The organism is Streptococcus mitis, from assembly GCF_001579045.1.
GTDB lineage: Bacteria > Bacillota > Bacilli > Lactobacillales > Streptococcaceae > Streptococcus > Streptococcus mitis_D.
Map to the genome: position 1 here is coordinate 552,117 of NZ_KQ970261.1, position 12,552 is coordinate 564,668.

Sequence of the window (12,552 nt, forward strand, 5' to 3'; positions counted from 1 at the left end):
AAATTTAGACTAGCTAAATCGCTACTCTACGTACTATTTCTGGTTTTTCTTTTTCAAGCAGGAGTAGACTATCTTTACTTCTAAAGATTTCTAGATTAAACATAGACCCTACCTCTTTCTATTTTACTTTAAATAAATGTTCTAGTAAGGCTTTCATTTACCTTACGTTCATAATATACTACATTAGTCAGAAAAGGTCAAGGAATTTGACTTTAATTGACCAATATTTTTTAAACAGCAAAAACACCCTGAAACATCAGGGTGCCATTCTTACATCAAATATAAAATTGCTAGTGTCAAGAGACTTGCTAGAAGTCCCACTCCCCAAAAGAAGAAGTCAACCTTCCACTCACTCCAAGGATTTCCTTTACCAGACAGTCCTCCAAGCTCAAAATGATGATGCACAGGCGTCATACGGAAAATACGTTTACCACCTGTCAGTTTAAAATAACTGACTTGCATCATGACCGAAGTTGTTTCAAAGACATAAACAATTCCGATAATCAAGAGAGTCCATTCTTGGTGGAGGGCCATAGAGATAGCTGCCAACATTCCACCTAGGGCCAAACTTCCCACATCCCCCATAAAGACTTTAGCAGGCTTATGGTTAAAGACGAAGAAACCAAGCAAACCACCAATCATGGCAAGAATCACTAGAAGGATATCCATCTGACCTTGCACATAGGCAATAACTCCATAGGCAGACAAGCTAATCACAACGGAAATACTAGCTAGACCGTCAATACCATCTGTCAAGTTGACTGCGTTTGAAAAACCAACTAGCCAGAAAAGAGCGAAGATAATATAGAAAATCCCTAAATGCACTTGGTAGCCAAAGACAGAGAGCATATCGCCCCCACGCTCATAAAAAAGGTAGAAAATGACGCCACCTAGCAGCTGAAGAGCCAATTTCTGTTTGGGGTTTAGCCCCTCATTGATCTTTCGGAAGACCTTGAGAAAGTCATCTAAAAAACCAACCAAGCCATACAAGACCAAAATAAACAAAATCATACCAACATTATTGGTCAATTGTTTCGAAAAAAGAGCGACGAGGAAACTCACCACAACTGCAGCAATGAGGAAAACAAGTCCCCCCATTGTAGGAGTCCCAGCTTTTGCCTGGTGCTGTTTAACATCCTCATGCATCTGCTGGCCTGTAATTTGCGCCTTTCTATAAAATTGGATAAAGGCCGGAATTCCTACTAAAGTTAGTAAAAATGTCACAATTCCAGCACTAATAGAAATAAACATATTAGTCTCCTAAAGTTAATTTAATTTTTTTAATGTTTTTGATAGCTGTATTGGTCCGAACATCTTGCTTCTGAACAACGGAACCTGAACCTTCAAATTCCAGTTCAATATCCAACCATTTAGCAAAGGCCTCAGCAGTCTCTTTTTTCCAGCCATACATGTCTGGAATTTCTTCTACCTTATCCGATAAAAGGAGAACTTGTTGGTTTGGTGCAAGATTGGTCCCTTCTTCTACAGAAGTCTCTTTAATCTTTGTTCCAGTACCTACAACGATTGGTTGCACAATATTTCGGCGTAAGGCTTCCGCCAACTCACCAGGTGAAATATCCTTGATGCTAGGCATTGCATAAGAAGATTCTGTCGTAACTTTATCTAAATTTTTGGCTGGAGATTGAAGATTGAGAGATTCTTTCATAGCTGAAGCCCGCTCCAAGATTGGGGTGGCAAATTCTCCCAACTGGATACCTGAATAATGCTCAGGCTGTTGAACCGTTACATACAAGATAAAATCAGGATTTTCAGCAGGATTCATAGTCACAGCTGAGAAAATATAATTGGTAGAACCAACCAAGTATCCTCCATTTTTCTCATCAGCGATTTGAGCCGTACCGGATTTAACTGCTACATTTTGTCCAGGAACTGTTATAATTGGCTTTCCTGTGTAGTGATTATACATAGTTCCATATAGAGGGTCCGTCCCAACTAAGATCATGTGATTTCGAGTTGTGCTTGCTACCTCTTTGGAAACAGGATTTCCTACTATTTCTTTTTGTGACTTACGTACAGACTGATTGTTAGTATCATAAATAGCACTTATAAATTTTGGCTCCAGCATAACTCCATCATTAGCAATAGCTGTAAAGGCACGAAGCATTTGTGTTTGTGTCACTGAAATTCCTTGCCCAAATGAGCTTTGAGCAATACTAACAATATTATCAGCTGGAAGTTGACCAGCGTATTCATCTGTCAAGCCAAAGCGAGTTGGAACCCCAAATTTAAAGCGTTTTAGATAATCCAACCAAGTAGCATCTCCCATTTTTTGTTCAAGTAGACTCATTCCAACATTACTGGAGTGAGCGAAACCTTGTAAGAAAGTCATCATCCCACCAGTAGTCAAACCCTCATTAACATCCCAATCTCGAGTCGTCGCATCCGCCATTTTGAATTCACTGCTATTGAAGTATTCTCCACTTGGGAAGGTATTATTATCAATAGAAGAAGCTAACGTCATAACCTTCATGGCTGATCCTGGTTCATAGTTACTTTGATAAAGAATATCACGCCAAACAAAGTCCTCAGTGATTCCTTCTTTAGTATCTGCATTAAAGGTAGGTCGTTGGGTGGTAGCGAGGATTTCACCGGTCTTTGCACTGACCAAGGTCGCGGTCATATACTTACCTTTTAGTTTTTCTTGGAAGGCATCCATTTGACTTTCCATAAAGGACTGCAAAGGACTAGATAGGGTCGTATAGACGTCTTTCCCGTTTACGGTCTGTTGGGTGACTTGTTCTGTACCAGGAACAATATTACCTAGACGGTCTTTTTCGTATGTAATAATACCATCTGTCCCAGCAAGAATGGTATTTAAAGAACTCTCCAAACCAGAAGTCCCTAACAAACTCTTACTACCATCCTCATTTTCATGAAGTTGGGCTAAGCCAATAAAGCTAGAAGCAAATTGTCCGTTTGGGTAACTACGATTGGGACTGGTTGTGAAATCAATCCCCTTGACCTCTGCAGTTTCCAATTCTTTTTTGATAGACATCATATTGGCATAGGTAATCCCATTGCCCTTCGAACCAAAGGAAACTTGAGTCAGATTCGGTTGAGACAATTGTTCTTTAACATAAGCCTCGTCCATATCCAAATACTTATGGAAGACCTCTGCTACCTTATTAAACTGAGCATCTTCTACATAAAGAATTTTACCCGTTGCTGATTTGTATTTTTTATCAATAACAGCATAGACATTATAGGAGGTTGCGTCCTCAGCAATCGGGACTCCATTTCGGTCATAAATAGTCCCACGTTTGGCAGGGACTGTACGGGTTATTTGGTGAACCTTCTTAGCCTCTTTTACTAGATCCGTTCCAAATTTACTACCACTTCCGATAATAACAGCAAAATTGACCAAAAAGACAGCGAAAAGTACGACAGCTAACAAGCTGATGTACTTCCCCACTATTTTACGGTTTTCTGCTGGAGATTTACGGTTTCTAATCGCAAATCGGGTTATTCTTTTTGTCCACTTCATATCTTACTCCGCTATTCGAATATTTTCATTGTTTAATTGCAAATCGTGTGAATTGGCAATTTCTTTCAAACGTTCTGCACGTAATAGTTCATTGACCTCTTGCTTGGCATCGTCCAATTCGGTCTTCTTTTCCTCTATCTGCGCATTGATTTTTGTCAAATCATTCTGTACTTGCAAAAGCTTGGTCTGCATAAAAATAATACTAATTGCTACAATAAGAGTGGTTACAGCAATGGAAAAGTAAAAAGCTTTTTCCACACGCGAAAACCGTTTAAGTTGCATCTGTAGTATTTGACCTGTTTTTTCCATTCTTTCTGCCATCTTTTTTCCTCTTACTTGTGAATTTTTCTGGCCACGCGCAACTTGGCTGAGTGCGAGCGGTTATTGGCTTCTAATTCTTCTGCACTTGGCAAGATTGGCTTACGGGATACCAATTCCATCTTGGGCTTGAGATCATCCGGGATGAAAGGTAAGCCTTTTGGAACTTCAACTGTTGAAGCTTCCTTGAACAATTGCTTGGTCAAGCGGTCTTCTAAGGAATGAAAGGTAATCACTGAAATTCTACCATCTAGAGCCAACATCTCCATAGCCTGCTGGATAGATTCATCTGCTGCTCCCAGTTCATCATTGACTTCAATTCGAATAGCTTGGAAAATCTGCTTAGCAGGATGACCCTTCTTCTTGAGTTCCTTGGCAGGCTTAGCAGACTTGATAATCTCTGCCAACTCAGTTGTTGTCTCAATTGGCTTCACTTCACGTGCTTGTTCAATCTTACGCGCGATCTGTTTAGAGAATTTATCCTCGCCATACTTGAAGAAAATACGAACCAAGTCATGATAGTCATAGTGGTTCACCACCTCATAGGCTGTCAGACTAGCTTCCTGATTCATCCGCATATCCAGTGGCGCATCCTTTTTATAAGAAAAACCACGCTCACGCTGGTCCAGCTGAGGACTAGACACTCCCAAGTCATAACAAATTCCATCAATTTTCTGAACACCAGCTTCGCGCAAACGTGCCTGTAAATGACGGAAGTTATCCTTGATAAAAGTCACCATTCCCTTTTCAATGTAAGGAGCCAAGCGTTTTTGCGCGTTGTCAATGGCATTCTGGTCCTGGTCAAAGGCATAGAGATGGCCTTTTTCACTTAATTTACTTAATAAATATTCGCTATGTCCTGCTCCGCCCAAAGTCGCATCAACGTAGATACCGTCAGGCTTTACGTCGAGCATATCAATCGTTTCGTGGAGTAAGACCGTTACATGATGAAATTCTTTTGTCATATCTTATCTATTTTACCACAAATCTGACTAGCTTGCACTAGTCAGACAAATAGGCCAAAAACAAGTAAGATTTCTTTAAGAAATATGTCAAATATGCTTGACACTTTATGTTTAAAAGACTATAATATAATCAAATATATACGACATAAATCAGAAAGGAGAACAGATGAATCGTGTGAAAGAATTTCGCAAGGAACTAGGTATTTCCCAGCTCGAACTAGCCAAGGATATCGGTGTCTCGAGACAAACCATCAATATGATTGAGAACGACAAGTACAACCCAACTCTGGAACTCTGTCTCAATCTCGCCCGTAGCCTCCAAACTGACCTCAACAGTCTCTTTTGGGAGGAAGATTTTTAAAAAAGGAGCCAACTCATGAAAAAAGAAACCTTCACTGAAAAACTGATCAAACGCACATACGGTATTTCTGGTCCCCTTGACGAATACAAACGGCGTGAGGCCGATAGTATTGGGAACCAAGTCTTTATCGTCCTCTTTTATCTGATGATTTTCGGAAATCTTATTCCACTCCTTCTGGCCTATAAATACCCTCAAGAAGTGGCTCTAATCTATCCTCCTCTGATTTTAGTGATTGCCCTCATCGCTGCTGGCTATGTCACCTACCAAATGAAGAAAACAGGGATTACAGCTATTGATCCAGATATGCTGAGTGAGAAAGAAAGTAAGCAACTTCGCTACCCAGGTCTGAAAGCAGGTTTGTTCTTTGGTCTATGGATATTTTTTATAACTCCTCTTCTCGATATACTCATAGGTGAAGGTCAGGACTATTTTCAGTCTCTTCTCACTATAAGAAATGGTGTATCAAGCATTCTCGGTTCTATCTTCTTCGGAGCGAGCATACAGTTCCTCATCTCCCGTCGCATTGCAAAAACTAAGAAAAATCAAGATGAGGATTAGGAGGAAATTCATGAAAAAAGAAAAGAAACAGTTACGTTATCCTGGTCTGAAAGCAGGTTCGATTTATGGAACAGTGATATTTTTTATAATTCCACTCATTGATACCCTAACAAGTGAAAATCCAAATTTTATCACTTCTCTTCTAAATACAAAACATATTTTTAAAACTATACTGGGAGCTTTCTTTTTCGGAGTGATGATGCATATTGTCGACTCACTTCGTATCGCAAGAGCTAAAAAAGACCAGGATTAGGAGGTATCTATGAAATCACTACTAACTTTACTTACCTATCATCTTTTGTTCAGTTCTCTGCTCATCTTCATCATCGTTTCAGGGAACTTAATCAGAGATATAGTCCTCCTTCCAGTCTTTGTTCCAGCCCTCAACAAAGGATTGACTTATCTAAAGATCGACTCCCAAAAAACGCGCATACTCAACTTAGCACTGTGCTTTATGATTCTATCTTTACCACAATTGATGGTCATCTCAAGCAATTGGAAATATTATTTACTGCTCACTATCGCTATCCTTTCTTCTATCACTTATCTTTATTATCTCTATCAATTCGTAAAAGAAAGTCAGTAAAACCACTCATTTAGGAGGTTACTAGCATGAAAAAAGAAGACTTAACCACTCGCCTACTTCGAAATCTCTTTCACATTCAGGGCCCTTTTGATGAATGCAGACAAGAAATTATCTACAAGGCTTGTGCCCGTTCCATGGTCCAAATCGTTTATTCTTCCTTCTTTCTCTTCTTGTTTTATCTATTATTTGGACGCTTCATAGAGGTCGTTCGCTATGCCATGCCCTATGTTTACTCTGGACTCATTTTTTTCATTACTTTAAAAACTCAAAGAGCCGTCAAAGAACTCCACTTGGAAAAAGATGACAAGTCAGAAATCATCCTCAAAACCTACAGCAAAGCCCAAATCAAATTCCGAAGCTGGATTGTGTTTATCGGTCTTCAGATTGGCCTCTTTACCTTACTCATCTTTCATAAAGTCTTCGTTCAGCAGATGTCTCTTTCAGATTTCGGGAAGTTGCTCATGCAATTCGATAAAAGTGGTCCTTTCCTAATGTATGGCCTGATTATCGGTAGCATTTTTGGAACTCTGACCTACGGATTTCTATCCCTACAGGAGGAAAAAACTCCTAAAAATACCAAACAGAAGGAGAAAAGCAAGCAATGACTTCACTATACGATTTTTCAGTCTTGAACCAAGACAATCAAGAAACTCCACTAAATACCTATCGTGGGAAAGTTCTCTTGATTGTCAACACTGCTACTGGATGTGGTTTAACACCCCAGTATCAAGCTCTCCAAGAACTCTATGACCGTTATCAAGAACAAGGTTTTGAGATTTTAGACTTCCCTTGCAATCAGTTTATGGGACAAGCACCAGGTAGCGCAGAGGAAATCAACGCCTTCTGTAGCCTACATTATCAAACCACTTTCCCACGTTTTGCCAAGATCAAGGTCAACGGTAAGGAGGCAGATCCCCTCTATGTTTGGTTGAAAGACCAGAAATCTGGCCCACTAGGAAAACGAATCGAATGGAATTTCGCTAAGTTTCTCATCGGTCGTGATGGACAGGTCTTTGAACGCTTCGCTTCAAAAACAGACCCCAAACAAATTGAAGAGGCCATACAAACCCTACTATAATTTCACAATCTCACTATGATTAGGTTTCTTTTATCCTAATGAATAGTGAGATTTTTTGATGGGCTTTGACTTATACTCTTCGAAAATCTCTTCAAACCGCGTCAACGTTGCCTTGCCATATATATTTCGTCAGTTTCATCTACAACCTCAAAACAGTGTTTTGAGAAACCTGCGGCTAGTTTCCTAGTTTGATTTTTGATTTTCATTGAGTATTAAATAGAAAAAGTGAACAAATGTCTACTAGGAATATCAGAAACATCGTGAGTTTTAATCAAACTAAAAGGACTTAGCCCTGTACAATACAGAACTAAATCCTTTGAATAAATAATTGATCTAACTTTTAGAATCCCTACAGAAATTCCAGTGTTTCTCTATTTGATACCAGACATTAGTTTTTCAATACGTGGAACGTAGAAGAGTAAGATAATACTGAATACAATCGTAATTCCTCCAACAATTCCATAGTAAGCAACTTCAGTTTCGCTTGTATAAAATTTTACAATTTGAGCATTGATAGCTTGGGCAGCAGCATCGCTCAAGAACCAGATAGACATCATTTGTGCTTGAAAGGACTTTGGTGCTAGCTTATTAGTGACTGATAGACCAATCGGCGAAATCAACATTTCACCCACAATCACAATAGCCCAACTCATAATCAACCAGAAAGGACTGACCTTAGCATCTGTCCCAAAGAACATCCCTGGTAACATCATCCACAAGAAAGATAAACCTGCCGCAAATAAACCGTAAGCAAATTTCTTAGAAGAGGACGGTTGCTTTTTACCCATTTTCCCCCACAACCACGCAAAAATCGGCACATAAATCATAATGAAAAGTGGATTGATACTTTGGAAAAAGCTAGATGGGACATGAATCTGATTCCCAAATACATTAATGTAAAGTCGAGTTTGATCATCCGCAAATAGAGCGAGAACAACAGAACCCTGCTCCTCAATCGACCAGAAGAGTACTCCAGCGATAAATAGAGGAATGTAGGCAAATACTCGGGATCTCTCAGTAGCAGTTATTTTCTGACTAGATAAAATCTTAAAGAAATAGTAGATTGGAATGATTACCGCAATCACTGTAAAGATATTAACAATCATATCCACGTTAAACTGGTGAGTAAAGACTAAGCCTATAACCACGAGAATAACTATGACAAGTGTAATCAGCAAGCGTTTAATCAAGGTCTGCTGGTCCTTCTGTGAAAGTGGATCAGTAGGGTAAAGACTTGATTCAGGCAGGTATTTCTTCCCATCTAAAACATACTTCACCAGACCAAAGAACATCCCAACGGCAGCTAATGAGAAACCTAGATGGAAATTGACTTCCTGACCTAGATAACCCACTAGATAAGGGGCAACGAAGGCACCTAAGTTAATACCAAAGACAAAGATACTAAAACCTGCATCCCGCCTATCATCCTCTTTCTCATAGATTCCTCCAACCATATCTGAGATATTGGGTTTTAAAAATCCAGTTCCTAAGATAATCAAGGCAATAGAAAGATAGAGAGCCACTTGTCCAAAAGGTGTTGCCAAAGCAATATGCCCTAGCATAATCAGAATCCCACCGTAAAAGACGGTCTTACGGCTTCCTAAAATACGGTCACTGACAAAACCACCGATAACCGCGGACAAAAATACCAGCGAGCCATAAATCGCCATAATCGATGCAGCCGTGGTCTTATCCATCCCCAACCCACCATCTTGCACACTATAGTACATGTAGTAAAGTAGGATAGCTCGCATCCCATAGTAAGAAAAGCGCTCCCACATCTCTGTGAAGAAGAGGGTGGATAAGCCAATAGGATGTCCAAAAAATGTTTTCTGTTTTTCCATATATATTCTCCTTTAACGATATAATAATTCATTTTACAGAATTTTCAAATAAATGTCAAACAAATCCTGTTTCTTTTAGAAAATTTCTGAAAAAATCACACGTCTCATACTTAATTCCATCATAAAACTCCATTTCAGACTAACTTCCACTTCGGTCAGGCAAGCGAAAGTTACTTTGAAAAATCACCTTTAAAAATTTGCTCTTGTTTAGTTTAAAAATGTTTCAAACCTTGAAACATACTTATCTTATCCTTTCCTCTTCAATAAACAAAAAAATCCCTATGCCAAACTTGTAATTACTAAAATACAAGTCAATAAGCATAGAGATGTAAAACTGTTACACATTAAAAAATAAATAATTAGTAATTAAATAATAGAAATTGTGTACGAAATGTCTCAATTAGTTTTCGCTAGTAAATATCATTTCCAACAAACGCCCTCTCAATTCCTTATCCTGATGATGTAAGATATTCATTAACTCATGAGAATTTTTGGCATTGATGAATTGATTTAACAATCTATCTTTTAATTCATATGGAAGAGAAGCCGTCTTTAGTAGTCTAAAAACTTCGTCATTTAGGGATGCCCTTTTATGATTTTTCCATTCAAATCTAGCTGTATCATTCTTATTTGGTAATTCAATCATAGACACACTCGTTCCTTTAAAATGAATTCTATGTTTTCTATTGCTTGGAACGATACTGGAATCTCCTTGTAATGCTAACTCTACCATTCCCATTTCCCAATCGATTGATAATCTTGTTTTATATCTTTGACCATTTTGATCTTCAATCATTTCAAAAGAATGTTGTTTACCTGGGAATACATACCAATCTACAACTTCAGGTAACTCAACACCCATATCTATCTCTGAACCAACCAAGGGAATAATTGCACCACTTTTTGCAAACACAGGTATAGTCGAGATGTCTCTATAAACACTCAACTTCACACCACCTGTGTAGTTTTTCTCTGAAAAGAAGTCATACCATACACCTTCAGGGAACCATACGTCTACTTTTGCAGATTGGAATGCCAAATCCATCTTTTCTACAATGGGAGCCACCATCAGTTCTGTTCCAAAAAAGTATTGATTTGGAACATTATAACTCTCATCATTCTCTGGGTAGAAATAATACATTGGGCTAATTAAAGGGGCACCTTCCTCGTGTGTCTTTACATTCATAGTGTATAGATATGGAATCATCTGATGTCTCAAACGAAGGTATTTCTTCATAATCTTAGATGTTGTTTCTGAAAAAAACCAAGGTTCTTTACTATTGAAGGGACTTCTAGAACTATGTAATCGAGTAATCGGACTAAAAACGCCAAACTGTAGCCATCTAGTTTGTAGCTCTTCGTCATAATCCCCCAGCATGTGTCCACCGATATCATGACTCCACCAACTATAACCGATATTAGATGCTGTCGCTGTAAAATAAGGTTGAAATCTTAAGGAATTCCAACTAATAATAGTGTCCCCTGAAAAACCAACAGGATATCGGTGACTGCCAGGACCTGCATATCTTGATAAAATCAAACCACCTTCTGAATGTTTACAACTATCCTGATAATGATAATGGTTTAAAAGCCATAGAGGATCCAACATGCCTTGTGTCCCTTGTTGCCAGTCAATCCACCAAAAATCTACTCCCTGCTTTTCTAGCTCATAATGAACATCTTTAAAGTAGGATTCTCTAAAAGAGGGATTAAAAAAATCAAAAATAGCAGGTTCTTCTAATTCTACATTTAACCCCAATCGTTTGGCAACTCGAGGATAAGCTTCTTCATAAGCCCGTATACCATCAGCAGGATGGACATTTAAGGAGAGTTTCAACTTTCTATCATGAAGTTGTTGCAATAACTGTTCTGGATTAGGTATTAAGTTTTTATTCCAACTATATCCTGTCCACCCACTTCCAAAACGTGCTGGAATTTCAGTTATATGCCAATCCATATCTAACACACCGATAGATAATGGAATTTTCTCTGTTTCAAATCTGTCTATTAAATCCAAGTATTCATCCGACGTATAAGGCCAATATCTACTCCACCAATTACCTAAAGCGTATCTTGGCAACAAGGGTGTTGAACCAGTCAAATGGTAAAAGTCTCTGATTGCTCCTCTATAATCATGCCCATAGGCAAAGAAATAGAGGTCAATTTGATTTTCTCTCTCAATATAACCAGACTGTTCATCCCAAATAAATCCTTGAGAATCATCCAATAAGGCTATACCATTTCGGCTAATAATTCCATCTTCTAACGAGATTGCTCCATCTGCCTTATCCAGAGTCCGAGCTGTTCCTTTTAACGTTTCAATCGATTCACCAAAATACCAGCGACTACCATATACGGCAAAATTTCCTTTTAATTCTATAAATAAATTTTCGGCGTTAAATTCTCCTTTATTAAAGTGCAGATGAAAATAGTCCGTCATAATATCTAGTACGTTTGATGTCTCGATATAATCTAACGAAACTTGGCCAAAATCTCTATTATAGATAAGTTGTGTAGTTCTATCCTCAAAACTTCCAGTTTGAGAGTATTCTAACCTTACTAGCTTGTCTGTTAATACAGAGATTCGATAAAACTCTCCCTTAAAAATTTTCAATTTGTTTCCCTCCTTTTAGTAAATTTCTTTACCTTATCAAACATTTTATTTGTTATCGTTACATTCATCAATCCGCAAAAAGCAAATCCCCCAAATGTAAATACGTAAATAGCTGTTAAAACTCGTTCTGGACTACTAAAACTCATATACAGTACAGAAATATTAAATAAAGCCAACATGATAGCTTGTATTGGATTTAACATACAAATTAATACGCTATTTACAATACTATTTTTTAGATTATCTTTAAATAGACCAATATAGGGAAAAATAACACTCATCAAAAGTATTATAACAAATAAAAAGGGCAACACTAACAATAAACTATACTCTGAAAATAAACTTGAATAGCCCCAAAGACAATAGTTCACATATAAAAGTAATTCTATTAGGAGGATAAACAACCAAATAAAAGTTGACTGTTTAAAATTTCGTCTAAAGATCCGAAAATAATGATAAGCAATATCGGTATCTTTACCTTTTAAAATACGATACCACATTGTCGTAAGAGAAGTTAATGATGCCCCAATTGTAACTATTGGAATACAACTAACAATAAATAGAGTATTTAAAATAATTAAATCTGTCAAAAAAGTTAAAATTCTAACCACTTTTCCATCTAATGAAAATAATTTTTGCATAATATATTCTCCATGAAATCAATCGTCTTAACTCTATATTTTAGAATGTCAGTTGCACAAAAATATTACCTAAATTATTAAA

Annotated in this window: 13 protein-coding genes; 6 read left to right on the forward strand and 7 right to left on the reverse strand. The window is 37.8% G+C overall.

Translation table 11 applies throughout. The annotated features are described in order from the left end of the window. Nucleotides 1-270: 270 nt before the first annotated feature. The 4 genes from mraY to rsmH are packed head-to-tail and all read right to left on the reverse strand — an operon-like array spanning nucleotide 271 to nucleotide 4,788. Entirely contained in the window at nucleotides 271-1,251 is a 981-nt protein-coding gene (gene mraY / locus SMIDD28_RS02485; protein WP_050075762.1) for a phospho-N-acetylmuramoyl-pentapeptide-transferase, read from the reverse strand. A 1-nt stretch (nucleotide 1,252) separates the two neighbouring features. Beyond that, nucleotides 1,253-3,505, reverse strand: a complete 2,253-nt coding sequence (gene pbp2X, locus SMIDD28_RS02490; RefSeq protein WP_061424451.1) for a penicillin-binding protein PBP2X — start codon at nucleotides 3,503-3,505, stop codon at nucleotides 1,253-1,255. A gap of 3 nt (nucleotides 3,506-3,508) precedes the next feature. Then, a complete protein-coding gene (gene ftsL, locus SMIDD28_RS02495) occupies nucleotides 3,509-3,826 on the reverse strand; it encodes a cell division protein FtsL (RefSeq protein WP_000840840.1) in 318 nt (105 codons plus the stop codon). A gap of 11 nt (nucleotides 3,827-3,837) precedes the next feature. Then, a complete protein-coding gene (gene rsmH / locus SMIDD28_RS02500) occupies nucleotides 3,838-4,788 on the reverse strand; it encodes a 16S rRNA (cytosine(1402)-N(4))-methyltransferase RsmH (RefSeq protein ID WP_061424453.1) in 951 nt (316 codons plus the stop codon). Between the two features lie 166 nt (nucleotides 4,789-4,954). Here rsmH and SMIDD28_RS02505 point away from each other — a divergent pair, with 166 nt between their 5' ends. Genes SMIDD28_RS02505 through SMIDD28_RS02530 form a run of 6 tightly spaced genes read left to right on the forward strand, consistent with a single transcriptional unit; the run spans nucleotide 4,955 to nucleotide 7,371 of the window. Continuing rightward, nucleotides 4,955-5,149 carry a helix-turn-helix transcriptional regulator gene (locus SMIDD28_RS02505; RefSeq protein WP_001082472.1) on the forward strand — a complete coding sequence of 65 codons (195 nt, stop codon included), beginning with the start codon at nucleotides 4,955-4,957 and terminating at the stop codon, nucleotides 5,147-5,149. A gap of 15 nt (nucleotides 5,150-5,164) precedes the next feature. Then, the gene (locus SMIDD28_RS02510; RefSeq protein ID WP_061424454.1) at nucleotides 5,165-5,707 is read left to right on the forward strand and encodes a DUF3278 domain-containing protein; all 543 of its coding nucleotides are present in this window, start codon (nucleotides 5,165-5,167) and stop codon (nucleotides 5,705-5,707) included. Nucleotides 5,708-5,717: 10 nt separating this feature from the next. Beyond that, on the forward strand, nucleotides 5,718-5,960 hold the full coding sequence (locus tag SMIDD28_RS02515; RefSeq protein WP_000711746.1) for a hypothetical protein: 243 nt from the start codon (nucleotides 5,718-5,720) through the stop codon (nucleotides 5,958-5,960). 9 nt (nucleotides 5,961-5,969) lie between these two features. Then, nucleotides 5,970-6,293, forward strand: a complete 324-nt coding sequence (locus SMIDD28_RS02520) for a hypothetical protein (RefSeq protein WP_061424456.1) — start codon at nucleotides 5,970-5,972, stop codon at nucleotides 6,291-6,293. 26 nt (nucleotides 6,294-6,319) lie between these two features. After that, a complete protein-coding gene (locus SMIDD28_RS02525; protein ID WP_061424457.1) occupies nucleotides 6,320-6,898 on the forward strand; it encodes a DUF3278 domain-containing protein in 579 nt (192 codons plus the stop codon). Then, a complete protein-coding gene (locus SMIDD28_RS02530; RefSeq protein WP_061424459.1) occupies nucleotides 6,895-7,371 on the forward strand; it encodes a glutathione peroxidase in 477 nt (158 codons plus the stop codon). Before SMIDD28_RS02525 ends, SMIDD28_RS02530 begins: the two co-directional genes overlap by 4 nt. Nucleotides 7,372-7,742: 371 nt before the next feature. Here SMIDD28_RS02530 and SMIDD28_RS02535 read toward each other — a convergent pair whose 3' ends face one another. The 3 genes from SMIDD28_RS02535 to SMIDD28_RS02545 form a co-directional block, all read right to left on the reverse strand. Further along, on the reverse strand, nucleotides 7,743-9,215 hold the full coding sequence (locus tag SMIDD28_RS02535; protein WP_061424460.1) for a peptide MFS transporter: 1,473 nt from the start codon (nucleotides 9,213-9,215) through the stop codon (nucleotides 7,743-7,745). Between the two features lie 400 nt (nucleotides 9,216-9,615). Beyond that, nucleotides 9,616-11,829 carry a glycoside hydrolase family 31 protein gene (locus SMIDD28_RS02540; protein ID WP_061424462.1) on the reverse strand — a complete coding sequence of 738 codons (2,214 nt, stop codon included), beginning with the start codon at nucleotides 11,827-11,829 and terminating at the stop codon, nucleotides 9,616-9,618. Beyond that, a complete protein-coding gene (locus SMIDD28_RS02545) occupies nucleotides 11,826-12,470 on the reverse strand; it encodes a DUF624 domain-containing protein (protein ID WP_061424463.1) in 645 nt (214 codons plus the stop codon). The genes SMIDD28_RS02540 and SMIDD28_RS02545 overlap by 4 nt, the downstream gene beginning before the upstream one ends. Nucleotides 12,471-12,552 lie beyond the last annotated feature (82 nt).